Origin of the sequence: Tumebacillus avium (genome assembly GCF_002162355.1) — a bacterium.
GTDB lineage: Bacteria > Bacillota > Bacilli > Tumebacillales > Tumebacillaceae > Tumebacillus_A > Tumebacillus_A avium.
The window spans coordinates 448,376-473,903 of record NZ_CP021434.1; the positions used below are offsets into that span (position 1 = coordinate 448,376).

26 protein-coding genes are annotated in these 25,528 nt (G+C 57.0%); 9 read left to right on the forward strand and 17 right to left on the reverse strand.

The annotated features are described in order from the left end of the window. From CBW65_RS02275 to CBW65_RS02295, 5 genes are all read left to right on the forward strand, one after another. Window positions 1-837: a glutamate ABC transporter substrate-binding protein gene (locus tag CBW65_RS02275; RefSeq protein WP_087455409.1), complete on the forward strand. Its 837-nt coding sequence runs from the start codon at window positions 1-3 to the stop codon at window positions 835-837. A 59-nt stretch (window positions 838-896) separates the two neighbouring features. Beyond that, window positions 897-1,559, forward strand: a complete 663-nt coding sequence (locus tag CBW65_RS02280) for an amino acid ABC transporter permease (RefSeq protein ID WP_087455410.1) — start codon at window positions 897-899, stop codon at window positions 1,557-1,559. Between the two features lie 16 nt (window positions 1,560-1,575). After that, entirely contained in the window at window positions 1,576-2,229 is a 654-nt protein-coding gene (locus CBW65_RS02285; RefSeq protein WP_087455411.1) for an amino acid ABC transporter permease, read from the forward strand. 85 nt (window positions 2,230-2,314) lie between these two features. Beyond that, entirely contained in the window at window positions 2,315-3,607 is a 1,293-nt protein-coding gene (locus CBW65_RS02290; RefSeq protein ID WP_232463428.1) for a sensor histidine kinase, read from the forward strand. A 6-nt stretch (window positions 3,608-3,613) separates the two neighbouring features. Next, window positions 3,614-4,525 carry a response regulator gene (locus CBW65_RS02295; protein WP_087455412.1) on the forward strand — a complete coding sequence of 304 codons (912 nt, stop codon included), beginning with the start codon at window positions 3,614-3,616 and terminating at the stop codon, window positions 4,523-4,525. A gap of 89 nt (window positions 4,526-4,614) precedes the next feature. Here CBW65_RS02295 and CBW65_RS02300 read toward each other — a convergent pair whose 3' ends face one another. The 9 genes from CBW65_RS02300 to trmB all read right to left on the reverse strand — a co-directional run bounded on the left by CBW65_RS02300 (window position 4,615) and on the right by trmB (window position 15,040). Then, on the reverse strand, window positions 4,615-5,250 hold the full coding sequence (locus CBW65_RS02300) for a hypothetical protein (RefSeq protein ID WP_157721727.1): 636 nt from the start codon (window positions 5,248-5,250) through the stop codon (window positions 4,615-4,617). Between the two features lie 150 nt (window positions 5,251-5,400). Beyond that, window positions 5,401-6,345 carry a DUF4097 family beta strand repeat-containing protein gene (locus CBW65_RS02305; RefSeq protein ID WP_087455414.1) on the reverse strand — a complete coding sequence of 315 codons (945 nt, stop codon included), beginning with the start codon at window positions 6,343-6,345 and terminating at the stop codon, window positions 5,401-5,403. A gap of 122 nt (window positions 6,346-6,467) precedes the next feature. Continuing rightward, window positions 6,468-7,649: a S8 family peptidase gene (locus CBW65_RS02310; RefSeq protein WP_087455415.1), complete on the reverse strand. Its 1,182-nt coding sequence runs from the start codon at window positions 7,647-7,649 to the stop codon at window positions 6,468-6,470. 240 nt (window positions 7,650-7,889) lie between these two features. Further along, complete coding sequence (locus CBW65_RS02315; protein ID WP_087455416.1) at window positions 7,890-9,083, reverse strand: S8 family peptidase; 1,194 nt, start codon at window positions 9,081-9,083, stop codon at window positions 7,890-7,892. A gap of 313 nt (window positions 9,084-9,396) precedes the next feature. Continuing rightward, the gene (locus tag CBW65_RS02320) at window positions 9,397-10,557 is read right to left on the reverse strand and encodes a S8 family serine peptidase (RefSeq protein ID WP_087455417.1); all 1,161 of its coding nucleotides are present in this window, start codon (window positions 10,555-10,557) and stop codon (window positions 9,397-9,399) included. A 22-nt stretch (window positions 10,558-10,579) separates the two neighbouring features. Continuing rightward, window positions 10,580-11,722: a S8 family serine peptidase gene (locus CBW65_RS02325; RefSeq protein ID WP_087455418.1), complete on the reverse strand. Its 1,143-nt coding sequence runs from the start codon at window positions 11,720-11,722 to the stop codon at window positions 10,580-10,582. 21 nt (window positions 11,723-11,743) lie between these two features. Then, window positions 11,744-12,883, reverse strand: a complete 1,140-nt coding sequence (locus CBW65_RS02330) for a S8 family serine peptidase (protein WP_157721728.1) — start codon at window positions 12,881-12,883, stop codon at window positions 11,744-11,746. Window positions 12,884-13,072: 189 nt separating this feature from the next. Continuing rightward, complete coding sequence (locus tag CBW65_RS02335; protein WP_087455420.1) at window positions 13,073-14,293, reverse strand: S8 family peptidase; 1,221 nt, start codon at window positions 14,291-14,293, stop codon at window positions 13,073-13,075. A gap of 75 nt (window positions 14,294-14,368) precedes the next feature. Next, on the reverse strand, window positions 14,369-15,040 hold the full coding sequence (gene trmB, locus CBW65_RS02340) for a tRNA (guanosine(46)-N7)-methyltransferase TrmB (protein WP_408646546.1): 672 nt from the start codon (window positions 15,038-15,040) through the stop codon (window positions 14,369-14,371). A gap of 136 nt (window positions 15,041-15,176) precedes the next feature. On the opposite strand from trmB, the gene CBW65_RS02345 reads away from it, so the two are divergent. From CBW65_RS02345 to CBW65_RS02355, 3 genes are read left to right on the forward strand one after another with little or no spacing between them, the layout of a single operon-like run. After that, a complete protein-coding gene (locus CBW65_RS02345) occupies window positions 15,177-15,575 on the forward strand; it encodes a hypothetical protein (protein WP_232463429.1) in 399 nt (132 codons plus the stop codon). Between the two features lie 24 nt (window positions 15,576-15,599). Further along, window positions 15,600-16,199: a gluconate 2-dehydrogenase subunit 3 family protein gene (locus CBW65_RS02350; RefSeq protein ID WP_087455422.1), complete on the forward strand. Its 600-nt coding sequence runs from the start codon at window positions 15,600-15,602 to the stop codon at window positions 16,197-16,199. Next, the gene (locus CBW65_RS02355) at window positions 16,192-17,820 is read left to right on the forward strand and encodes a GMC family oxidoreductase (RefSeq protein ID WP_087455423.1); all 1,629 of its coding nucleotides are present in this window, start codon (window positions 16,192-16,194) and stop codon (window positions 17,818-17,820) included. Before CBW65_RS02350 ends, CBW65_RS02355 begins: the two co-directional genes overlap by 8 nt. A 40-nt stretch (window positions 17,821-17,860) precedes the next feature. Here CBW65_RS02355 and CBW65_RS02360 read toward each other — a convergent pair whose 3' ends face one another. The 4 genes from CBW65_RS02360 to CBW65_RS02375 form a co-directional block, all read right to left on the reverse strand. Next, window positions 17,861-18,820 (reverse strand): aldo/keto reductase family protein, encoded by a 960-nt coding sequence (locus tag CBW65_RS02360; RefSeq protein WP_087459086.1) that lies wholly within the window; start codon window positions 18,818-18,820, stop codon window positions 17,861-17,863. Between the two features lie 93 nt (window positions 18,821-18,913). Further along, on the reverse strand, window positions 18,914-19,480 hold the full coding sequence (locus tag CBW65_RS02365; RefSeq protein WP_087455424.1) for a DUF2087 domain-containing protein: 567 nt from the start codon (window positions 19,478-19,480) through the stop codon (window positions 18,914-18,916). An 83-nt stretch (window positions 19,481-19,563) separates the two neighbouring features. Further along, entirely contained in the window at window positions 19,564-21,189 is a 1,626-nt protein-coding gene (locus CBW65_RS02370) for an MDR family MFS transporter (RefSeq protein ID WP_087455425.1), read from the reverse strand. Beyond that, complete coding sequence (locus tag CBW65_RS02375) at window positions 21,173-21,607, reverse strand: MarR family winged helix-turn-helix transcriptional regulator (RefSeq protein WP_157721729.1); 435 nt, start codon at window positions 21,605-21,607, stop codon at window positions 21,173-21,175. The genes CBW65_RS02370 and CBW65_RS02375 overlap by 17 nt, the downstream gene beginning before the upstream one ends. A 168-nt stretch (window positions 21,608-21,775) precedes the next feature. Here CBW65_RS02375 and CBW65_RS02380 point away from each other — a divergent pair, with 168 nt between their 5' ends. Next, on the forward strand, window positions 21,776-22,162 hold the full coding sequence (locus CBW65_RS02380; protein ID WP_087455427.1) for a globin domain-containing protein: 387 nt from the start codon (window positions 21,776-21,778) through the stop codon (window positions 22,160-22,162). A gap of 29 nt (window positions 22,163-22,191) precedes the next feature. Here CBW65_RS02380 and CBW65_RS02385 read toward each other — a convergent pair whose 3' ends face one another. The 4 genes from CBW65_RS02385 to CBW65_RS02400 form a co-directional block, all read right to left on the reverse strand. After that, window positions 22,192-22,353: a type II toxin-antitoxin system antitoxin gene (locus CBW65_RS02385; protein WP_087455428.1), complete on the reverse strand. Its 162-nt coding sequence runs from the start codon at window positions 22,351-22,353 to the stop codon at window positions 22,192-22,194. Between the two features lie 9 nt (window positions 22,354-22,362). Continuing rightward, complete coding sequence (locus tag CBW65_RS02390; protein ID WP_087455429.1) at window positions 22,363-23,214, reverse strand: SPFH domain-containing protein; 852 nt, start codon at window positions 23,212-23,214, stop codon at window positions 22,363-22,365. A gap of 128 nt (window positions 23,215-23,342) precedes the next feature. Continuing rightward, window positions 23,343-23,540, reverse strand: coding sequence for a hypothetical protein (locus CBW65_RS02395; RefSeq protein WP_087455430.1), 198 nt, complete (start codon window positions 23,538-23,540; stop codon window positions 23,343-23,345). Between the two features lie 17 nt (window positions 23,541-23,557). Continuing rightward, window positions 23,558-25,528 carry a dynamin family protein gene (locus tag CBW65_RS02400; RefSeq protein WP_087455431.1) on the reverse strand — a complete coding sequence of 657 codons (1,971 nt, stop codon included), beginning with the start codon at window positions 25,526-25,528 and terminating at the stop codon, window positions 23,558-23,560.

Sequence of the window (25,528 nt, forward strand, 5' to 3'; positions counted from 1 at the left end):
ATGAACAAATGGAAAAAGATCTTCTCCACGGTGCTTGTTTCGTCCCTGACCGCAGCGCTGCTCGTTGGCTGCGGCTCCGATTCGTCCGCTCCGAAAGACAACACCGGCGGCGACACGCCGGCCGCCTCGCAGACCCTGCAAGCGATCAAAGAGCGCGACAAGCTGGTCGCCGGCGTCAAATTCGACACCAACCTGTTTGGCCTGAAAGACCCGGCGACAGGCATTGTGGACGGTTTTGATATCGACATCGCCAAAGCGTTGGCGAAAAAGTTGACCGGCGATGAGAACAAGATTGAATTTAAAGAAGTCACCTCGTCGACGCGCATTCCGATGCTGAACAAAGGCGACATCGACATCATCATCGCGACGATGACGATCACTGAGAAGCGCAAGGAAGAAGTCAACTTCTCCGACGTGTACTTCAAAGCCGGGCAATCGCTGCTGGTCAAGAAAGGCTCCGACATCACCGGCGTCGATGCGCTCGACGGCAAGACGGTGCTGGCTGTAAAAGGCGCCACTTCCGGCAAAAACGTCAAAGAAAAAGCGCCGGGCGTGAAAGTCCTCGAGTTCGCCAACTACGCCGAAGCGTTCACCGCGCTGAAATCGGGCAAAGGCGATGCGCTGACCACCGACAACTCGATCCTGCTCGGCATGAGCGCGCAAGACCCCAACTACGTGCTGGCCGGCGATCCGTTCTCCGACGAGCCGTACGGCATCGCTTCCAAGAAGGGCGATGAAGAGTTCACCAAAACTTTGAACGACTTCCTCAAGGAACTGAAAGACTCCGGCGAATACAACAAGATCTACAAGAAGTGGTTCAAAGAAGATCCGAAGTAAAAGTGATAGCAGCAAGGAGCTTCGGCTCCTTGTTTTTGTAAACAAGCGAGGTGACTTCCGTGGACTTTTTTGATCCTACCATCCTTACCGAATATTTTTCCGATAACTTCCTTGTCGGTTATAAAAATACGCTCTTGGCATCCTTGTACGCCCTGTTCGGCTCCTTTATCCTCGGCGTCATCATCGCCGTCTTCCGCATCGCCCCGGTCAAGCCATTAAACTGGATCGGCGCGGTCTATGTGGAAGTGATCCGCAACATCCCGATCCTGATCCTCGTCTATGTGTTTTACTCCGGCCTGCCCGCGCTGAACATCGACCTCGACGGCTTTGCAGCCGGGACGATCGGGCTCGCGATCTACACTTCGGCCTTTATCGCCGAAGCGGTGCGCGCCGGCATCCAGGCCGTACCCAAAGGCCAGACCGAAGCGGCGCGGTCATCCGGTCTTTCCTATCTGCAAACGATGCGCCACATCGTCTTGCCGCAGGCGATCAAGATCGTCATTCCGCCGCTGGGCAACCAGTTTATCAATCTCGTCAAAAACTCCTCGGTGCTCGGCATCGTCGCCGGACTTGACCTGATGTACAACGCCGATCTGGTGATCAGCGACTCGTTTGACACGTTCTCCACGTACCTCATCGTCGCCGTCTTCTATCTGACACTGACCATTCCGCTCGCCATCTTCGTCAATTACCTCGAACGCCGCATGGCGCGGTCGAACTAAAAGGAGGGATTGAACGATGGACTTTGCCGGAACGTTCCAATCTGAATTTGTCACCTTTATGCTAAAAGGCTTCCTGCTCACGCTGGAAGTGGCGGGAATCTCGATCCTGCTGTCCTTTGCCGTCGGCATCCTGATCGCGATCCTGCGCTACACCAAGATCCCGGTCCTCTCCCAAGCGTTGTTCCTGTGGGTGGAATGCATCCGCAACCTGCCCCTGCTGCTGATCATCGTCTTCATGTACTTCGGCCTTGACCCGTTCAACATCTCACTCACGCCGAAAGTCGCCGTGATCTGGGCCCTCGTCATCTTCGAATCGGCGATGATCTCCGAGATCGTGCGCAGCGGCCTGAACTCGATCGACAAAGGCCAGACCGAAGCGGCACGCTCCTCCGGGCTGACCTACGTGCAGACGATGCGCTACATCCTGCTGCCCCAGGCCTTGCGCCGGATGATCCCGCCCACCGTGTCGCAGTTCATCTCGCTGCTCAAAGACACCTCGCTCGCCACCGTCATCGCTTTGCCGGAGTTGATGCACAGCACGTCGATCGTCTACGCGCAGCACGTTTCCTACGTGTTCCCGGCGATCCTCTTCGCAGCATTCCTGTACTGGGCGGTCAACTACCCGCTTTCACTGGTGGCGCGCCGTTTGGAAAAACGATTCACAACCTAAACGAAAACGCCATTCCCATGGTAAACTATTGGGAATCGGCGTTTTTTTCTGAACCGATCGTCTTGCACACAGAGGAGGTGTCCCGATGACGATCATGAAGCGCCTGCTTTTGCTCGTCCTGATCATGGCGGCGACCGCCTTTTTTGGCGAACTGAAGATGAACCCGTTTGGTTCGCAATTTCGCTTCTCGCTTGGCACCTGCGTCTATTTTTTCGGACTGATCTGGTTTCGCCAGCTCCGGCCGTTTGAGACCGGTGTCAGCGTTGGACTGTTCCTGATGCTCTTCCGCTCCCTGCTCGATGTTACCCAGCATGGCGGCACGTTTTGGAGCTACCTGCCCGACCATCTGCCCTCGGCCGTCTACTACCTGCTGTTCGCGTCCTTTCTCACGCTGACCAACCTGCGCAAACGGCTGGACAGCCCAATGCTTGTCGGCATCACCGGGACGCTTGGCGACCTGGTTGGCAACATCGGCGAACTGTTGACCCGCAACGCCCTCGGCGCCGACTATGTGCTCGGCCCCAATACCGTGCTGGTGCTCTTGCTGTTCGGGGCGCTGCGCTCCTTTTTTGTCGTCGGCTTGTACAACATGCTGATGATCCGCCAAGTCCGCGCCTTGGGCCAACAGCAGCAAAAGCAGATCGACCGCCTGCTCCTGATCAATTCCTCATTATATGAAGAAGGATTTTATCTGCAAAAATCGATGCTCCACATCGAAGAGATCACGCGCAGTTCCTACGAGCTGTACAAACAGCTGATCGAGCAGGAGAAACGAGGACAGACCGCCCCCGCGCTCTCCCGCCGGGCGCTGCTGATCGCCGAAGAAGTGCATGAGCTGAAAAAAGACTCCCAGCGCATCCTCGCCGGGCTCGACAAGCTGATCAAGCAGGAGTCACTGCGCGACCGCATGCCGCTCCTGCATCTGAATGAACTGGTGATCGGCGCCAACGCCAAATACGCCGAGATGCTCGGCAAAGAGATCGAATTCAGCACCCGCACCGACATCAATCTCGGCACGACGCGCATCTATCCTCTGCTCTCCATTCTGAACAACCTCACCGCCAACGCCGTGGAAGCGATCCCGCACAAGGGGCGGGTGGGGCTTGAGGTGATGCTGCGCGAAGGCAGCATCGAATGGCATGTTTGGGACGACGGACCCGGTATTTCGGCGGACGACTCCGAATATATATATCAGCCTGGCTACACCACCAAATACGATTCGCTCGGCAACCCCTCGACCGGCATCGGCCTCTCGCACTGCCAGGACTTGGCGGCGATGCTCGGCGGGTCGCTGACCCTGCTGCAAGAAAACGGCGTGACACGCTTTATCATGCGCATGCCGACTTATGAACTGCTGAGCAAAGAGAAAGGAAGGTAAAAGGCGATGCGTTATTACCTGATCGAAGATGATGCGGCGACACGGCGCATGCTGGAGCGGATCGTCACCGGCGAAGGGCTTGGCGAGATCGTTGGCGTCTCTTCCAGCGGCTCCGAGGTCACGATCGGCGATGTGGCAACGGCAGACATCATTTTGATCGACCTGCTCATGCCCGGCCGCGACGGGATCGAAACGATCCTCGCCTTGCGCGAACAAGGCTATCTGGGACGATTCGTGATGATCTCGCAGGTGGAAAACAAAGAGATGGTCGCCGATGCGTACCTGAGCGGCGTCGACACGTTTATCCACAAGCCGGTCAACCGCTTCGAAGTCCTGTCTGTCCTGCGCCGCGTCGCGGAACACCGTCAGTTGGAGCAGTCCCTGACTTCCATTCGCCGCTCGCTCTCCGCACTCGACCTCGCCCAACCGGCCGTCGCCGTGCAGACGACCGTCCGCACGTTCGAAGCCTGTGCCAGCGACCTGCTCTCCCGGCTCGGCATCTCCGGCGAAGCGGGCGCGTACGACCTGGCGCGCATTTTAAACTTCCTGCGGCGGCAGGAAGGGCTGGGGCATCAGCTCGCCCATGACCTGCCGACGCTCAAAGAGCTCTACCAGTCGGTGCTGCACAGCGACAACTCCGGGCTATCCGGCGAGCAGTTGCAGCGCGAGATCAAAGCGATGGAGCAGCGGCTGCGGCGCACGATCCTGCAGGCGCTTGGACATATGGCGTCGATCGGGCTGACCGACTATGCCAACCCGACGTTTGAGCACTATGCGCCGCGCCTGTTTGATTTTCAGGAAGTGCGGCTGCGGATGACCGAGCTTGAGGAAGGCGAACGGACGACAAAATGCCGTCTGAACATCAAAAAGTTTATCTCTGCGCTGTATGCCGAAACCAAAGCGCAGCTCGAAGCATGACAAACAAAAAGGCGACAGGGGTTCCACTCGCTCGCGAGTTGCGGATGCTCCCTGTCGCCTTTTCAGCTGGCATTCAATTGTCGGCTCCATCACTTCGGCTGTTTACCTCCGGGGATTTTTTGTGGAAACACTTCGTACATCAGCAGTTCGCGCCGCAGTTCTTCGAGGCGTGCTTTGACGCGGTTGATCTCTTCGCCATCCTGCGCTTTCAAGGCGTCTTGCAGCGAGACCAGCTCGTAGTCCATCTCCAGCCGCAGCACCGGAATCCGCTCGGCGATCTCCGCGCTTTTGAACGCTTTCAACACATCTTCGCTCGTCACATGAATCGGCTTCTCGTACACAACTTTTTTGCGTGGTCCGTTGAGTTCCATAATCGATTGCGCCTCCCCATTTTTTATTTTGGAAATCAAGATCGGGCCTTCGGTGAAATGCTTGATCACCGCACACCCTTTGGCACGGATTAAGGTGAATTGAAACGCGTGAATCAGACCGCTGTCATGCAGGTGAAACGTGCCGGTCAGGATGAATCGGCCCGCTTTCTGCGCGAAGCAGAACTCCTGCCGCTGCACCCGGGTGGCGACGGTGAGGATCACTCCACCTTGGCCGTCCCGCCATTTCATCGAGGCTCCGCATTGGGCCAGCTTCCCGAGAAATTGTTCAAGGTCTGCCCGCTTCAATTCCATGTTGACATCGCAATACTCGGCTTCCCGTATCTTCTCTGTCAACAGCATCGCCCTCCTTTGCTCTTATTATACTCAATATTCTGACTTTTTGCCATCATGCTTTGCTGTGTATTAATGGATTCGAAGGAAGAAAAGGCTAATTGACGGTCGGGTGCAAAAATAGGCGGCCGTCCATGACGACCGCCTTTCCTGCTATCGCTTGATGATGCTCAAGTCGCCGCTCGAGGTCTCGACGCGCACCATCGGGCCGCCGTCGCCGATCTCCGCCACAAGCTGATGATCGTCACGCGATTGCACATTCAGCGGAAAATCGACGGCCGATGAACCGGACGACGTGTTGAAGTCCAGCTTGTAAAAGGCGCTGGCCGGAAGCTCCAGTTCCACATCGCCCGACGAGGTCAGCAGATCGAGCTCCTCCTGCAGTGTATTCATCGCGAGGCGCACACCGCCTGACGAAGTATGCGCGCGCACCGCTCCGGTCAGATCGAGCAGGCGCAAGTCGCCGGAGCTCGATCTGGCCTCCGCTTTCGTGCCCGACCAGGTGCGCAGTCCGATCTCCCCGGATGCGCTCTCCAAAACAAGCTCTCCGGACAGATTTTGCAGCTCCTGATCGCCGGAGGAGCTGACAAACTGCATCTTTTGCCCCTGCACGTCTTTGGCCTGAATCTCGCCGGACGACGTTTGCACCCGGATCGCTTCCCCGTTCACCCCGGAGATCTGCAGATCCCCCGAGGATGCGGTGGCTGTCAGTTCCTTGTAGAGTTTTTCCGGCAATCGGACGTCTAAGCGCAGGTTGCGCTCATCGTAAAAGCCGAACTGAACACTGTAGACCTGCTTCAGCTCCACCTTCAGCACATCTCCGCCCAGATCGGTGAACAGCTCATAGTCTCCGCCGCCGATGCCGCCTTTGATCACTTGTCCGGTAAAGTCGATATGTACTTGATCATCATTCGAAGGCAGAAGATTGAGATCGGCGCTGCTGGTCAGCACTTGCACCGAGCCGACTTTTTCCCCATCGAATGTTTTATGCTCGTCATACTCGCGCGTCTCCCGGTTGATCCAGGTGATCGAACTGATCGCCGCGATCACAATTGCCAAGCCGAGGATTACCGCGGCAGTGATTTTCAATGCTTTCATCTAAACTCCCCCTCCAGAAGATTAGACGCAGATTCTGGAAGAAACACTTCAACTTTCGAAAAAAAAAAAGCACCTCTTCGCCCATGCGGGGAAGAGGTGCCTGTTTCATGCATACAGATTGATTACTGAGTAACCGCGCGGTATGCATTGACACGGCCGTTGATCCAGTAGGAGCCGGTGCCGGAGATCTTGTCAGCAGTTGCGTTGATTTTGTTGACGATGGTAGCCGGGGATGCGCCGGTGCCGTAGCGAGCCCATACCAGACCTGCAACGCCTGCAACTACCGGAGTAGCCATCGAGGTGCCGGACATGGTGGTCATGCCGCCGCCGTTACGGGTGGAGTAGATGGATTGGCCCGGAGCTGCGATGTCAACCCAAGTGCCGTAGGTGGAGAAGGAAGCTTTGGTGTCGGAGCTGGTGGTTGCAGCTACGGACAGTACGTTGGAGTAGTTCGCCGGGTATTGAACAGCGGTGTTGCCGTTGTTACCAGCAGCAGCTACGATGACGGTACCGGAGTTCCAAGCGTAGTTGATTGCCGATTGGAATGCGGAGGAGTAGCCGCCGCCGCCCAGGGACATGGAGATGACATTTGCATTGTTGTCAGCAGCGAAGTATACGCCGTCGATGATGTCAGAGGTGTAGCCGGAACCGGATGCGGAGAGAACCTTCACCGGCATGATGCGAGCGTTCCAGTCAACGCCAGCGCCGTTGGTGCCGTTGTTGGTGGAAGCAGTCGCGATACCTGCGCAGTGCGTGCCGTGACCTTGGTCATCGTCAGCGTTGGAGTCGTTGTTTACGAAGTCGTAACCAGCAATGATTTTGCCAGCGAGGTCCGGATGCTGGATGTCAACGCCGGTGTCAATGATTGCGATCTTGACTGCGGAAGAGCCGGTGTTGTAGTCCCAAGCGTAGTTTGCTTGGATCTTCGGCAGGTGATATTGGGAACCGTACGACGGATCGTTCGGCGTGTAGTTGATGCTCATGATTTGGTCGATTTCAACAGACTCAACGTTCGGGTCTGCTTGCAGCTTCGCGAGAGCTTCGGAAGCTTTGCCGTTTTTCACTTTCAGAACTTTGTAGCCGTCATGCTTGAGGGATTTCTTCACATCTGCGCCAGCTTTAGCTGCAACTGCTGCAGATACGTCGGACTTGCCAGCTTTGAACTTTACGATCAGCTGGTCGGATACCGGACCTACTACTTGTTTTGCTTCCGGTTGTGCAGCGGACACGCCAGCTGCCGGCAGCAGAGCTGCGCCCATTGCAATCGCCAGGATTGCGCCGGAGACTTTGTTCAATTTCGCCATTTTAATGGCCCCCTTTATTTGTTTTAGCGGAATTCGTGTTCCGCTTACAATTTGAGTATAGAGTGAAATCACAAACGAAACAAATCACGTAATGTCCAAATTTGGCGACGAACACCACTTTTTCGTCCATTTTTACTCAAAATCTAATTTTTTCATATATTTTTTTAAAATTCGTGTATCTATTTACAAAAAGAAGAGGCTCCCTGATATTCAGGGAGCCTCTTCCATTATTTAAGTCGATTACAGAGTAACCGCTTTGTATGCATTTACGCGGCCGTAGATCCAGTAGGAGCCAGTGCCGGAGATCGCATCGGTAGTCGAAGTGATCTTGTTCACGATAGTGGACGGAGCTGCGGAAGTGCCGTAGCGAGCCCATACCAGACCTGCAACGCCTGCGACTACCGGAGTAGCCATCGAGGTGCCGGACATGGTGGTCATGCCGCCGCCGTTAGCGGTGGAGTAGATGGATTGGCCCGGAGCTGCAACGTCAACCCAAGTGCCGTAGGTGGAGAAGGAAGCTTTTGCGTCGGTGCTGGTGGTAGCAGCAACGGACAGCACGTTGGAGTAGTTAGCCGGGTATTGAACAGCGGTGTTACCGTTGTTACCAGCAGCTGCTACGATGACAGCGCCTTTGCCCCATGCGTAGGTGATTGCCGATTGGAAGGTGGAGGAGTAAGAGCCGCCGCCCAGGGACATGGAGATTACTTTCGCGCCGTTGTCAGCAGCCCAACGTACGCCAGCTTCGATGTCGGAGGTGTAGCCGGAACCAGCGGAGTTCAGAACCTTCACCGGCATGATGCGAGCGTTCCAGTCAACGCCAGCGCCGTTGGTGCTGTTGTTGGTGGAAGCAGTTGCGATACCTGCGCAGTGCGTGCCGTGACCTTGGTCATCGTCAGCGTTGGTGTCGCCGTTTACGAAGTCATAACCAGCAACGATTTTGGAGGACAGGTCCGGATGTTGGATGTCAACGCCGGTGTCCACGATTGCGATTTTAACCGCGGTGGAACCTTTTTGGTAGTCCCAAGCGGAGTTAGCTTGGATTTTCGGCAGGTGGTATTGGGAACCGTACGACGGATCGTTCGGCGTGGTTACATCGATGGAGTAGATGTGGTCGAGTTCTGCGAACTCAACGTTGCCGTCAGCTTGCAGCTGAGCGAGCACATCTTCTGCTTTGCCGTTTTTAACTTTCAGAACTTTTGCGCCGGTGGAGAGGGTTTTCTTCACGGAAGCGCCGTGTGCTTCAGCAACTGCTTGAGCAACGTCAGATTTGCCAGCGGCAAACTTAACGATGATTTGGTCAGTGCCAGTTACGTTTTCGATCTTTTTCGCCGGTTTTACTTCCGCTTGTGCAGCGGATACGCCTGCTGCCGGCAGCAGGGTTACGGTCAGTGCTACTGCTACGAGAGCACCGGAGAGCTTGTTGAACTTCGCCATTTTTAATGGCCCCCTTTATTTATATTGTGAAGGTTGTGTCACCTTCTGACATCATTGTAGGCGCTGTTATTTATTAATTCAAATGCCGAGTTATTCAAATACAACCGCCATTGAACCCGTTTTCTACTCCATACGCCCGTTTTCAGGCTTTTTCGCGCTTATCTAAATGTTTTATTATTTATTTATCTATAAAACGACAAGGTGTGTTAGTAGTTTCTTTCTACATCCATAATTTTATATTTATTTTTTAAAATACTAAAAAATCTATAAAAAAACACCCCTTGGAGCAGGGGTGTCTGTCAAATCTTGCGGTTTATCTCAGGTTGATTTTGCCGTATGTCCAGTAGGTGCCGGTGCCTGTGATCGGGGTTGCGCGGCTGCCGAGATAGTTGATGATGCCTTGGTTGGTCAGCGTCGGGTTCTTCGCCCACGCCAGCGTAAACGCGCCGGAGACGATCGCTGTGGACATCGAAGCGCCCGACATCGTCGCCGTGCCCCCGCCCATCTTGCCCGAAACGATGCTCACGCCCGGCGCTGCAAAATCAACCCAGGTGCCGTAGGTCGCGAACGACGCTCTGACATCGGTGCTGGTCGTCGCCGTCACCGCAACGACATTGCTGTAGCCGGCCGGATATTGCACGGCCGAAGAGCCGCTGCCGCCTGCTGCTGCGGTCAGGACGATGTTCTTGCCCCAAGCGTAGTTGACCGCGTCTTGGAACGCCTGCGAGTAGGAGCCGCCGCCAAGCGACATGTTGATCACTTTCGCCCCGTGGTCGGCCGCCCAGCGGACGCCGGCGATGATGTTCGAGGTGGTGCCGGAGCCGGACGAGTTCAGCACTTTGACCGGCATGATCTTCGCATTCCAGTCCACACCTGCGCCCAGCACCCCGTTGTTGGTGTTGGCAGCCGCCAGCGTGGCGAGGAACGTGCCGTGGCCCTGGTCGTCATTGGCAACGGTGTCGCCGTTTACGAAGTCATACCCCGGCACGATCTTGCCGGACAGGTCGGCATGGCTCAGTTCCACGCCGGTGTCGATGATCGCGATCACGTTGGACGTGCTGCCTTTGTTGGTGTCCCAATGCACGTTGGCGCCGATGTTCGGCAGATGCCATTGGGAGCTGTAGGTCGGATCGTTTGGCGTGGTCGCCAGCGCCGTGTGGATATAGTCGAGCTCGGCAGCCGCCACATCGGCGTCGCCTCGGAACTTCGCGAGGAACTCCTGCGCTTTTCCGTTCGGGACTTTGACCAGCTTCCACTCCCCTGCCAGTTCTGCTGCTTCGCCTGCTCCATGCTTTTTGGTGAGCGCTTTCGCATCTTTGCCTGCTTTGACCTTCACCAGAATCTGGCCGTCTTGGAACTTCTGCTCCGCTTTCACCGGAACTGTCTGCCCGGCAGCGGACACACCGCCTGCCGGTACCAGTGCTGCCAGCATTGCCAGCGCGAGGAACGAACCTGCCCATTTGCTGTGCTTCATTCGGAATGGCCTCCTTATATGTTTAGATCAGGTTCAAGCGGCCGTGATACCAGTAGGTGCCGGTATACGGGATCGGAAGCGCCTTGTCGATCAGGTAGTTCTCCACCCCGACGTTTGTCATCCCGCTTTTCCAGACCAGCGAAGCAGCGCCTGCTGTCACACCAACCGCGCGTTCGGTGCCGGTATAGTGGTACATGCCGCCGCCAAGCTTCGTCGAATAAATGTAGGTGCCCGGCGCCGAGATGTCCACCCACGGCCCGCGGTTGCTGCGATACCAGAGGTTATCTTCCGGATCGATCGCGTTCACCGAAAACACATGGCTGTAGCTCGCCGGATAGCGGGGGGTCGTGCTGCTGTTGTTGCCCGCTTGGGAGACGATAAAGTCCCCGCGCTGCCAGGCGTAGTTGATCGCCGACTGCAGGACGGACGTATAACGGACCGTCGTGCCGGCCGTGATGCTGATCACGTCAGCCCCGTGGTGGGTCGCCCAATAGATCGCATCGGCGATCGTTGACGTGTAGGAAACACCGTTCTCGTTCATCACTTTCAGCGGCATGATCTTCGCGGTCGGGTCCACCCCTTTGCCGCCGGTCAGGTTGTTGTGCGTAGCCGCTGCGATTCCGGCGATGTGTGTGCCTGTGCCATACTCATCGTTGGCGATCGGGTCGTAGTTGACAAAATCATAGCCCTGCACGATTTTGCCGCTCAGGTCGGGATGGCTGTAATCCACCCCGCTGTCGATAAACGCGATGGTGCGATAGTTTCGATTGGATTTCCAGAGCTGGTCAGCGCCGATATACTTTTGATGCCATTGGTCTTTGTAAGCCGGGTCGAAGAACAGTTGCGGAAAGATGCGGATGTCCCGCTCGATCAGCTTGATGTATTTCGCATCGCGCAGCTTGTCCATCCAATCGTCCACTTCACCCGGATTGACGTAAAAAATGTTCCAGTTCTCCGCGCCGTCGCCAAGCGGCTGCACCTTTTCGATGCCGTACTCGGCCGCCACCACTTGCGGGTCGACGCCTGCTTCGATCTGCACCAGTACGCGGTCATCCGCGTATTCAACAACTTCCTCTTCCTCCGCCTGCACAGGCGCTGTGGTCAGGACGCCAACCGAAGACAGGAGCGCCAGCGCAACCAGGGTATGAGTCAACGTTTTTTTCATCGTCGCTCTCCTCCTTTCGAATTAGAAACCGTTGACCGTCTTGTACGCGTTCACGCGGCCAAAAGCAGCGCCTGTGATCGGATCGATCTGCGTCAGCACGCGGTTCTGCACGGTCGCATTCGAGTACGACAGGTTGCACGACCAGCCCAGCGCCATGACCCCGGAGACGATCGCCGCCGAGAAGGAAGCGCCGGAGTAAGTTGCGAGCCCTCCGCCCATCCGGGTGGTGGTGATATTGCTGCCCGGTGCGCCGATGTCGATGTAGCTGGCGTTGATCGACGGAACGTCGGTCGACGAGGTTGCCGTCACGCCCACCACATTGGCGTACCCGGCCGGATACGAAGGATTGGAATAACCGTCAGCCGATGCGACGATGATCGCACCGCTGTTATATGCATAGTTGATCGCAGCTTGCATCGCCGACGAGTAACCGCCGCCGGCCAGCGACAGATTGATCACATGTGCGTCTTGATCGGCCGCGTAGTAGATGCCGTTGATGATCGTCGACAAAGCGCCGGAGCCGGATGCGTTCAGCACTTTCACCGGCAGGATCTTGGCGTTCCAGTCCACGCCGGACGTGCCGATGCCGTTGTTGCCGTATGCGGCAGCCACGCCTGCCACCGCCGTGCCGTGGCCTTGGTCGTCGTCCGCGTTGGTGTCGCCGTTCACAAAGTCATAGCCGGTCAGGACTTTCCCGATCAGGTCGGGATGATCGACATCCACCCCGGTGTCGATGATCGCGATCTTGCGCATCGACGAGCCCTGTGTGAAGTCCCACGCCTGCGGAGCCTGAATTTTATTGAGATACCACTGGCTGCTCAAGTTCGGATCGTTTGGCGTGGTCGTCAGGATGCTAACCTCCTGGTCGACCTCCGCCGCTTCCACATCGCCGTCCCGCGCCAGCTTGTCCAGCCAGAACGACAGCTTGCCCGCCGGCACTTTGAACTGGTGCCAGTCGCTTTTGCCGAGCTGCTTCTCGTTTTCTGCGCCCAGTTTCGCCGCGATCTTGTCCGCATTTTTGCCATGCTTAACTTTGACCAGAATGCTGTCTTTGCCTTGATCGACATAGGCGACAGACTCGGCCTGCACCGGCAGCCCTGCCATCACAACGAGGCCAAGGGCCAGTGTTGCACCAACCGCCTTGCTTTGCCATTTACTCATTTCAATTCCTCCCATTTTTATTTAATTTGTTACAATTCCATTATACATAAAACAAAAGAAAAAGCACCCTGCATCATCTGCAAGGCGCTTTTTCTTCGGACGATCACCAGTTTTGCATTTTAGGGCTTCCCATTTCTCTCTATTTATGTAGTCGCTTTTACGACTTACAGGATTCAATATATGGTCGAATTAAGGAATTATGCTATTCCTGCAACAATAAAAAGGCAACAGGGAGTTGTATGCATTCACATGGCCGTACCAAAAGTAAGACCCGGTGCCTGCGCTCTGCTCCGCCCCGGCAAACAGGCGGTCGCGCACTTCGTCGTTCGAAGCATGCGGATACTCTGCACGGATCAGCGTCGCCAGCCCGGCCACCGCCGCAGCGGCCATCGACGTGCCGGACATCGTGGTCATCCCGCCGCCCATCCGGGTCGAGTAGATCGAAGAGCCCGGCGCGGCCAGATCGACCCACATGCCGCGGTTGGAAAAATAGGACAAAGCGTTGCTGCCGTCTGTCGAAGCGACCGCAACCACATTGCTGTACGCGGCAGGATACGCGTACTGATACGACCCTTGATTGCCCGCCGCCGCCACGACAAACCGGTCATGGCTCCACGCATAATCGACCGCATCCTGAAACGCCAGCTGATAGACGCCGCCGGTAAAGGCCAGGCTCAAGACATCCGCCCCCGCATCAACCGCAAAATACACCCCGTCGATGATGTCTGACGAATACCCCCGCCCGCTCGCATCGAGCACTTTGACCGGCATGATCTTCGCCGCGGCGTCCACCCCGCTGCCGCCTTCCCCGTTGTTGCCGATCGCCGCGGCGATCCCGGCGCAGTGCGTGCCGTGCCCGTGGTCATCGTCTGCGCTCCAGTCGCCGTTGACCACATCATAGCCGGGGACGATCTTCGCCGCCAAGTCGGGATGGCGCAAGTCGACGCCCGTATCGAGGATCGCCACCGTTTGCAACTCCGAACCGGTGCTGATCTCCCACGCCCGTTCCATCTCCAGACCCTGCAAATGGTATTGGCTGAAATAAGACGGGTCGTTTGGCGCTTTGCTCATCCGCATCACATAATCGGGTTCGGCCGCCTGCACATCCCGGTCCTTTGCCAATTTTGCGGCATACTCGGCCGCTTTGCCGTCCGGCACCCCGACCAGCTTCCACTCCGACCGGCCGATTTTCTTCTGCAAGGTCAAGCCGTATTTGACCAGCACCTTTTGCATTTTGTCCGGGGAGATTTTCACGAGAATCCGGTCGGGGGCGAATTCCATCCCCTCCACCGACTCCGCATCGTGGATCAAAAACTGGCTCTCGACCTGCGCCGACCCGTGCGCCGGCAGCAACACCCCCGCCAGAACCAGTGCGGCGAAGGTTCTGACACGCTTGGTTCTAACGGTCATCTGGTAACACCACCCTTTTCTTTTATCATATTACCATCTATTTTAAATCATTTTGCCGAAATAAAAAATACCCCTCTATTTGGAGGGGTATTCCGGGCGTTTCGGATACGGTCTGGCTTCCAGACGGTAGATCGGCATGCCCTGTGAGGAGAACTTCTCTTCGTACTCCGTCATCACGTTGCCTTCCATCCACGGGCTGTTGTGCAGATCCAGCGTGATCGCCGACAGCTTCCAGTCGTCTTCGGCGAACTCATTGAGCGAGAACTCGTACAGATCGCGGTTGTCCGTCTTAAAATGCACCGCGCCTTCCGGGCGCAGCACCGTGCGGTAGGACTGCAGGAAGTCGCGGTAGGTCAAGCGGCGCTTGGCGTGGCGCGACTTCGGCCACGGGTCGGAGAAGTTGAGGTAGATGCGGTGCACTTCCCCCGGTTCAAAAAATTCGACCAGGCGTGCCGCATCGGCCGGGGTCAGCACGAGGTTCTTGCCGACTTCCAGCTCTTCCGCTTTTTTGCCGACCTTGCCGAGCAGTTCATGCTCCAGCTCAATGCCGACATAGTTGATCTCCGGATTTTGCTTGGCCAGCGTCGAAATGAAGCTGCCGCGTCCGGTGCCGATTTCGATATAGATTGGATTGTCGTTGCCAAACAGCTCCCGCCATTTGCCTTTATGGTTGCTCGCCATCTCCACAATCCGTCCTGCTTCTTTATGCATTTGGTATTGCCGGATCAGTTTGTCACGTCCCCGAATGCGCATGTTCTTGATCTCACCTTTGTCTCTTTTTCTGGTTTCTTCTGAATTATAGTGTGTAGGCTTAGTCTTCGCAAGGAAGAGTCTTCTATTCAGAAGAACTTTTGGCAATCCTAAGAGCATCGGAGGTGTCAAGATGATGACAGGTTGGATTGGCTGGCCGCTGGAGCGGGTTGTGTTGCTGCTCTTGGGCCTGATGTTTTTGATGATTTTTGTGCAGGTGACGATGTTCCACTATCGCCAGAATTTCCGGCACTGGTCGATGTGGATTCCGGTGCTCGCCACCCCGGTCGACGGGTTGGCGCTGGTCACCTTGGCTTTTTACAACGCGGACTGGCTGCGCGTCGTGCTGGCCGTCCTGATGGGCGCTTCGCTCGTCGCGGGCGTGTTTGGCTCGATCATGCACGTGCGCGGCGTTGGCGAGCGCGTCGGCGGATATGAGGTGCGCAACTTTCTGGTCGGCCCGCCCGCCGCATTGCCGGGGCTGATCACGATTTCCAGTCTGCTCGGCCTTTTCTTGCTCTATTGGTCGTAAACGGACGGAACAGGAGGCGGGACGATGGAACGCAGAACGCATTATCCAAACTACAACGTACTGAATGAACAGGAACACTGGGACGACCACACGCGGGAAATCGTGCAGAAGCGGCTGGAGATTCCGGGCAGTTTTCAAAAGCTGACCGGGGAGCAGGCCGATGCGATCCGCGCGATGGCCGCCCTGTTTGTCGATGACGGGCGCCGCGAGCTGCTCGACTATGTGGTCAAGCATTTTGACAGCAAGCTGAAGAGCGACATCGGCGAAGCGCAGCGCAAAGCGGGCGTGCCCCCGTTCAAGGACTTGGTGAAAAAAGGGCTCGCCGCGCTGGACAAGCTGGCGCAGTCGGAGCATGGCGGGGCGTTTGCCGGACTGCGGCCGGAGCAGCAGACCGCGCTGTTGGTCGGTCTGGAAAATGACACCTTGACGCTGCCCGAAGCGGACGGGATGCAAGTGCCGTCCAAGCCGTTTTTTCAAAAGATGCTGTCCGAATCGGTCAGCGCGTATTACTCGCACCCGACCGTCTGGTCGGAGATCGGCTATGGCGGCCCGGCCTATCCGCGCGGGTATATCCGCAGCGAGCTGGGGCTGACCGACCCGTGGGAGGCGAGAAAAGATGCGTAGTCATGATCCGATTCACCATAATGTCTGCCATTATGAAGGGCATCGCTTCGATGACCTCGACCATCGCAAATACCCGGACGAAGCGGATGTCGTCATCGTCGGGGCCGGTGCGGCCGGCGGGGTGCTGGCGTATGAGCTGAGCCGGGCGGGGCTGCGCGTCGTGGTGATTGAAGCCGGGCCGTTTTGGAATCCGCAGTCCGATTTTGCTTCTGATGAGCTGTCGATGGGGCATCTCGGCTGGCAGGACACGCGCATCGTCGACGGGCAGAACCCGCTGCGCATGGGGCACAACAACTCCGGTCGCGGGGTCGGCGGCGGCACGACGCATTTTACAGGCGTGTTTTTGCGGTTCCATGAAAGCGACTTTGCGACAAAAACGCGGGACGGCGTCGGCGAGGACTGGCCGATCAAGTATGAAGATCTGGCGCCGTATTATGACTACATCGAGCGCGCGATCGGCGTGTCGGGGCCCAAGAAGTTCCCGTGGGGGCCGTTTTCCGGGCCGTATCCGATGCCGGAGCGGGAGCCGTTGTCGGCCAATGCGGAGATGTTTCGGATCGGCTGTGAAACGCTGGGCATGAAAAGCGTGGTCACGCCGCTGGCGATCAACTCCGCGCCGTTTGACGGGCGGCCGCCGTGCATCAACCGGGGCTTTTGCAACCAAGGCTGCAAGCCCAACGCCAAGTATTCCGGCCTCGTGCATCACATCCCCAAGGCGATCGCCGAAGGGGCGGAGATTTTGACCGACTGCATGGTGACGCAGATCGAGCTCGATGAGACCGGCAAAGCACGGAGCGTGATTTTCAACCATGACGGCGTGGAGTACCGCCAGCGCGGGAAAGTGGTCATCCTCTCCTCCTTTGTGGTCGAGACGCCGCGTCTGCTGCTCGCTTCGGCGACCAAAGGGCACCCGGACGGGCTGGCCAACTCCAGCGGCACGGTCGGGCGCTACATCATGCCGCACTCGTCGCACGATGTGTACGGGCGGTTCGATGAGGAGATCCGCTTGTACAAAGGCACGCCGGTGCTGGCGACGACGCAGGAGCTGTATGAGACGCGGCTGGATCGCGGCTTTATGCGCGGCTATACCTTGCATGCGCACGGGTCGCGTCCGGTGGCGATGAGCAAAGGCTTGGCGACACAGGGCGGTGTCTGGGGCAAGCGGCTGCGCGAGACGATGATCAACTACAACCACTACGGCCGGATCACTCTGGTCGGCGAAGTGCTGCCGCATGCGGACAACCGTGTGACGCTGACCGATGAAAAAGACGAGTATGGTCTGCCGATGCCCAAGGTGACATTTTCCTACGGGGAAAATGACCTCAAGCTGATCGACCATGCGGTGTACATGATGAAAGAGATCATCAAAGCGGCGAACGGGACGCCGGAGTTCGTCACCAAAGACACCGCCCACCTGATGGGCGGCTGCCGCATGGGGAGCGATCCGGAAACATCTGTCACCAACGAGTGGTGCCAGACCCATGACATCCCCAATCTCTACATCTGCTCCGCCGCCTCCTTCGTCACCTCCAGCGGCGGCAACCCGACCAACACCGTCATGGCCCTCGCCGCCCGCACCGCCGCCTACCTCAAAGAGCAATTCCGCACGAGTGAGCATTAAAAAGGCAGGGTTCCGCTTAGGGAACCCTGCCTTTTTACACTTACTTATTCAGCAAAATCGCTTCGATCGTATTGAGGTCTTCTGCCGTCAGCACGACGTCGAGCGCCTTGACGTTCTCTTCGACCTGCTCGGGGCGGGATGCGCCGATGATCGCCGAGGAGACGTTTGGCTGGCGGAGGATCCACGCCAGGGCGAGCTGGGCAAGGGAGCACTCTTTGCGCTCGGCAACGGCACGCAGCTGCTCCACTTTGCCGAAGTTCTCATCGGTGAAGAAACGCTGCACCGAACCGGATACGGTCGGATCTTCCACAGCGGCGCGAGAGCCGGCCGGGAGCGCTTCGCCTTTTTTGTATTTGCCGGTCAGCATGCCTTGCGCCAGCGGCGACCAGACGATCTGGCCAACCCCTTCGCGCTCGGACAGCGGGATGATCTCCGGCTCGATGTAACGCTGCAGCATCGAATACTGCGGCTGGTTGGACACGATGCGGTCGAGGAACAATTTGTCTGCCGTATGTAATGCTTCCGCGATCTGTGTCGCCGTCCACTCCGACACGCCCGCATACAAGATCTTGCCTTGCGTGATCAAGTCATCGATCGCCCGCAACGTCTCATCGAGCGGCGTCTCCGGGTCATAGCGGTGGCACTGCCACAGGTCGATGTAGTCCACATCGAGCCGCTTCAGCGACGCGTTCACCTGCTCGATGATATGCTTGCGCGACAAGCCGCGGTCATTCGGGCCGTCGCCCATCGGCCAAAACGCCTTGGTCGCCAGCACAAACGAATCGCGCGAATACTTGCGCAGCGCACGCCCAACTACTTTTTCCGCTTCGCCGCGGCGGTACACGTTTGCCGTGTCAAAAAAGTTGATGCCCAGCTCATACGCCCGGTCGATGCACGCCGTCGCCGACTGGTCTTCCGTGTAGCCGCCATACGTCAGCCACGAACCCAGCGCGATCTCCGAAACTTTCATCCCGGAGCGGCCCAAACGTCTGTATTTCATCTCTGTCATCTCCAGCACCTCCACTGTTCATACGCAACTCTTTCGACTTACGAAACATTTCTTCCTTCCGCTGGAAATTGTCTGTAACCCAGCTTACTCAATCTTCGCCCACAGCTCCGGCGGATTCAGCGTGTACACCCCGTCTTCCCGGTACATGTAATGGTTCATCACAAACTCGCGGCGGATCGTGCAATGATCCTCATGGTACTGGTTGATGTACGCGTCAATTTCTTTTTCGCTGTAAGGATGCCCGATTTCCAGCCCTTGTAACAGGTGCTCGAACACAAACAATTTCTTCTTCCGCTGCGACGGGATGTTCTTAAGTTTCCCGTCCGCATCAAAAAAGTTCTGCACCACTTTCTCCCGTTCACTGCTACTTGTTCGCTTCACCGTCTCCACCCTCCTCAAGATCGCCTGCGACTTGGTCTGCAGTTCCTTCTCCAGCAACTCAAAATAAATCGTGTTTTTTTCCCGCACCCCTTTGACGACCAGCGCATTGCGCAACAAGTTCATGTGGTGCGTCACCGTCGCCGGGGTCAGCCCCAGCTTCTCCGCGATCTCCTGCCCGCTGAGTGGTCCGGCCGCCAGCAGCATGACGATCTTCAAGCGGTTGGCGTCGGCCAGCGCCTTGTGAAATTCCAGCATTCTGTCGAGCTGCATTCCGCCACAACTCCTTCGATATATTTCTAATTAGATCATAATCAAATTACCAACCCGCTGTCAACAAAAAAAGCCCGGCTCCATTAGGAGCCGGACGGTTGCAATTCAGGGTTGTTGTTGTTTTCCGGCTTCGCAGGTTCCGGATCTTTGTTCGAAGTGCGCAGCGGGATCTCCTTCAGGAAGAAGGTGATGACCAGCGCCAGCAGCGAGATGATAAAACCAACGAGGAACACTTCATCAAGACCGGCCACCAGCGCCGTTTTCAGCGATTGAATCAACTGATCGAAAATCGGTTGAACCTGCGCCGGAATCTGAGCGCGAATCGCCTCCAGCTGATCCGGTGCGACCAGCAGTTGCGGGTTGGTCAAGTCTTTCGCATGCGATGCCATCTCCGGAGCGGCCAGGAACTGCTTGACCGGCTCAGGCATGATTTTCGCAAGCTCTTCTTGAATCCGGTTGTTCATCAAAGTGCCCATGATCGCGACGCCGACCGTACCGCCGATCTGACGGAACAGCTGCACCGCAGAAGAGGTAACACCGATCAAGCTCTGCGACGTTGCGTTTTGCACTGCCAGCATCAGGATCGGCATCGAGAAGCCAAGGCCCGCGCCGACGACGATCATGTCGATCGAAGTCATCAGGTTGGACGTTTCGGTGGACATGCGGGTCAGCATGAACATCCCCACCGCCAGCACGACGCTGCCGATCAGCGCCATGAACTTGTATTTGCCCGTTCTCGACGTTACCTGCCCGGACAGCGCCGAACATGCGACCATCGAGACCATCATCGGCATCGTCACCAGACCGGAAGCGGTCGCCGTCGTGCCAATGACGCCTTGTACAAACAGCGGAATGTACATGATCGAGCCAAACATCGCCACACCGCTCAGGAAGCCGATCAGGTTGACGACGTTGAAGATGCCGTTCTTAAAGAGCGCCAGCGGCAGCACCGGCTGCTCAGCGCGGCTCTCTGCCCAGATGAACAGCAGCAGGGAGACCACCGCGCCGGCAATCAGCCCGATGATCGTGCCGGAGCCCCATTCGTACTTCGAACCGCCCCACGAGAACGCCAGCAAGAGCGGAACGAGGAACCCGGTGGCAAAAATCGCGCCGGCATAGTCGACGCGTCCGGTCGCTTTGCCTGTCTTTTTCGGGAACAGGCGCATGATCAGCAGGAAGGCGATCACGCCGATCGGCAGGTTGACCCAGAAGACCCATTTCCAGTCTGCGTTGTCGACGATCCAGCCGCCGAGGAACGGCCCGATGACAGCCGACATGCCGAACACGGCGCCCATCAAACCTTGCCATTTCCCGCGTTCACGCGGCGGGAACAAGTCGCCGACCGCCGAGAATGCGGTCGACATGATAAAGCCGCCGCCAAAACCTTGCAGACCGCGATATAAGATCATTTGAATGATATCTTGAGATGTGCCGGTCAAGAATGCGCCGATCATAAACAGCCCGAGACCGACCAAAATAAACGGCTTGCGTCCGTACATGTCGGACAGCTTGCCAACCAACAGCCCTGTCACACTCGACGTCAGCATGTAGATCGTGAAGACCCACGAATAATACTCCATCCCGCCAAGCTCAGCAATGATGCGCGGCAGAGCGGTGCCGACGATCGTCTGATTGAGCGATGCAAACAGCATGCTCGCCATGATCGCGATCATGATCATGATCTTCGTCCTTTTATCGAGTTCCTCCATGGTTCCCCTCCTCAAATTGCGATGTTACTTTGCTTAGCACCCGAACGAGAGTTTCTGCATCTTCCTCGCTTAGGATGCCAAAATACTGCGCAAACAACCGTTCACGAATCGCCTTGGCCTGTTCAAGCACTTCACGCGCCGGTTCGGTAATCGCCAGAATCACCACACGGCGATCTTTCTCCGAACGCTCACGGGTCAGGTAGCCCACTTTGTGCAGGCGGTCGGCCAAAAGCGTCACGTTGCCGACCGTCACGTAGAGCTTGTCGGCCAGATCGGATACCTTCGAAGGTCCAAACCGATCGAGCGCTTCCAACAGCTGTACTTGCGGCCCGGACAGATCACGGTTGAGTTCCTGGCGATATTCGGCGCTCAGCCGGCGAAACAACTTTATAAATTGCTCTGCAACCTGATTACGCACGCAGTATCGCCTCCCCTTGGAATATAATATAGTCCGTAAATGTTTTAGTCAATCAAATATTTGAGGACAGAAACAATGCAACCGCTTTCATGTCACCCAACCTTCACATCATCCCCCGCGCGCTGTGTTAAAATGTAGAGGAAGCCTGTTTCTGAAAGGAGTCTTTCCATGTTGGACAATCCGCAAAAGACCATCTATGAAATGATCGGCGGAGGCGAGACGATCCGTCGTCTGGTCGATGCTTTTTACAAACGAGTGGGCGAACACCCCGGTCTCAAAGACATGTTTCCCGATGACCTGACCGAGACGGCCGACAAGCAATATCTGTTCCTGACCCAATTTTTCGGCGGCCCGCAGCTGTACTCCGAAAAGTACGGCCACCCGATGCTCCGCGCCCGCCACATGCCGTTTGCCGTCACGCCCGAGCGTGCCAAGTTCTGGCTCGGCTGCATGCGTGAAGCGATGGACGAGATCGGCCTCGAAGGACCGGTTGCCGACTTTATCTACGACCGCTTCATCCAGACGGCCCACCACATGGTGAACACAGCAGAATAGAACAACGAAAAAGGAACTGATCTATGCGATCAGTTCCCTTCTTCTTTTAAGCGGCCGGCATTCTTCACCGCTTCCCGCAACAGGTATTCGACATGGCTGTTCACACTGCGAAACTCGTCGTTTGCCCAGCGTTCCAGCGCCTCATAGAGCTTGGGGTCGAGGCGCAGCGGAAACTGCTTTTTTTTGGTCATGGCGCGGGCCTAGTAGATAGACCCCGCGTTGACGACCGGCTGGGACGGTTTCTCAGAGACGATCGCCACCATCAGGTTGTTGATCATCGCTGCTTTGCGCTCTTCATCAAGATCGATGACCCCGTCCGCCTTCAGCTTGTCGATTGCCATCTGCACCATGCCGACAGCGCCTTCCACGATCTTCTCCCGCGCCGCCACGATCGCCGCCGCCTGCTGGCGCTGCAGCATCGCCCCGGCGATTTCCGGAGAATATGCGAGGTGCGTCAAACGCGCTTCCAACACTTCCACACCGGCCACCGCCAGACGCCCCTGCAGGTCGCGCTGCAGTTCCACCGCGATCTCATCGGTGTTGCCGCGCAGAGACGTTCCGTTCGTATCATAATTGTCATACGGATGCAGCGATGCGATGTGGCGCAGCGCCGTCTCGCTCTGAATCTCCACGAACTCCATATAGTTATCCACTTCAAACAGCGCCTTGGCCGAATCGGTCACTTTAAACACGATCACCGCCGCGATCTCGATCGGGTTGCCGACCACATCGTTGACTTTCAGTTGCTTGGAGTTGAAGTTGCGCACTTTCAGCGAAACGTTAGGCTTCGAAGTAAACGGAATCGTCCAGAAGAAGCCCGGACTGCGCACCGACCCTTTGTAGTTCCCGAAAAACACCATCGCGCGCGCCTGGTTCGGCTGCACGATAAACAGTCCCGTCCAGACCACCAGCGCGGCCAGAATCGCCAGCGCGCCGACCGCAAACCCGACCGGCGTTTGCATCGCGATACTCAAGCCGCTCAGCACGAACAACAGCAACACGATCAACAGCCCCAAAAATCCGTTCCAGGCCATCGTCTTCTTCTCTTGCATGAAGGAGTCCCCCTTTTAAATTGTCTAAATTCTATATACACATGATATCACTTTGATCGCACCGCTGTCTAGCCGCAATCGACAAAAAAGCACACCTTCCGCAGCCGGAAAGTGTGCTTTGCAGAACTCTATTTATTCTTGCGCTTTTTCACCAAGTTGATGCCCAACTCGATCAGGCAGGTCACCGGGAACATCCACAAGAGCCAGATGTACAGGATGCCATAGTTTTCACCGAACGTATCCGGCTTCTCCGCCGCGCCCAGGTAGCTAATCAGAAACAGGACAAAAGACAAGCCCAGCCAGATAGCAATAAAACGTTTTACCACAAGGACAACCCCTTCCTCTATGCTTGCGTCAAACCTTCGAGCTGTTCACGCACCCGGCTCAATTGTACCACATCGACCTGAGCGGAAAGCGCTTCGAACAGGCCGGCAAAATATTCTTCGATCTGCGCTCCGAGCTCCGCCTGCAAACGGCCGGCCAACAGGTTCAGCTCCTGGCCGTACTCCGTTTTAAAACGCTCGCACGCGCCGTCCAGATACGCCTGCACCGGCGTCTCCATCCCTTTTTCCAACGCGTCCTGCATCGCCTGACGCCCGTTCTTTTCAAAGAAGTCCTTGGCGCTCTTAAACAGCCCCAGCTCCTTGGAAAAATCGGCCGGGTTGTACTGCGGCAACGTGTCGCCAAATTCCAGCGTGTCAAACTCGCGCGCTTCGTACGCTTCAAACAACGTCCTCACGCCCGCCTCGACCACTCCGGCGCACAGGCGTTGATGGATGCGCTTGCCGTTTTGGTTGAGGAACTTCTCGACCCGCAGCGCGGTCGCCCGCATCTCCTGCCCGAGGTCAAAGCCGATCAAGCGCACCAGCTCATCGAGCGAATTGCGCAGCGCCGCCTTCAAGTCGCGCCCGTCGTCCTGCAGCACAGCCGGGTTGAACGACTCTTTGAACAGGTTGCCAAAGCGGAAAAACAGACGCTGGCGGACATAGTAAACCAACTCGTCCACTTCTTTGAGCAGCGCTTTCTCCTCCGCCGATGCGTCCAGCGCCGCGATCGCCGCTTGGGCCTGCGCTTTTGCCGTCTCGGCGACCAGCAGTTTCTCCTTGCGCACCGACTCGTCTTCGTTCGCCGAAGCGATCAGCTCTTCCAGTGCGCTCAAGGCGCGTTTGATCTCCGCTTCCGCCGAACCGACGGCGATCTGCGTCAATTCGGAGATCGTGAAGGACAGGAAGTCTTTTTCAAACTGCGTGATCCCGGACAGCTGCAGCGCCGCATCGGACGCCATCAGCTCGCCATCACCGGAATCGGTGCGCTGGCGGTACACTTTCTCCGCCGAGCCTTTCAGCTCGCCTTTTTCATGCAGGCGCGCCAGCAGTGCGGTCTGCGAAGAGACCGGATAGATGCGCGGCATGGAGATCCCGCAGGAGACGAGGTTTTTGCGGACGTGCTGCACAACGCCATGCAGTTCCTCGTCGTCTTTCGCCAAGTCAGAGGCATTGACGACGAAAAACATCTTGTCCATCTCAAAGGTGTCTTTCACCCGTCCGAGCTGAATCAGGAACTCGCGGTCCGCGTTGGAGAACGCATGGTTGTAGTAAGTGACGAACAGCACCGCGTCGGCGTTCTTAATGTAGTTGAACGCCACGCCGGTGTGACGCGCGTTGATCGAGTCCGCTCCCGGCGTGTCGACCAGCGTGATGCCTTGGCGGGTCAGCGGGCAGTCATAGTACAGTTCGATCCATTCCACGAAGCACGCTTTTTCCTCCTTGGCGACAAACGACTTGAACTCCTTGAGGTCGACGATCACCTCGTTGCCCAAGTTCTCCTGGATCGGAGCCAGCCCTTTCGCCACCGCTTTCAGGAACGAAAAATGCGGCTTGGCGTTCGGCTGCACCTGAGTCGGATCGAGCGTGGCGATCACCGTCAGCGACCCTTCCAGATCACCCGCAGACAGGCCAAACACAGCGAGCGACTGCTGCACGTCGACGGTGATGTCTCCTTCCGACTTGAGCTTCACGCGCACCGCGCCGTGCGGATAGGTCTCCGTCGGCGGCAAAATTTTATTGATCGCCGCCGTCGTCGGATTTGGCGATACGGGGAGTACCATCTCGCCCATCAACGCATTGGCAAACGACGACTTGCCCGCCGAAAACGCGCCAAACAGCGCGACGGTGAACAAGTTTTTCTCGAGGCGTTCCGCCCGCTGGTTCATCCCGGCTGCGATGCCTTTGAAGCCGGTGATGGCGTGTACAGCGTCTGCAGCGCTGCGCAGACGGGTCGCGGTGGCGCCCAGTTTTGATTTGAAATCTTCCAT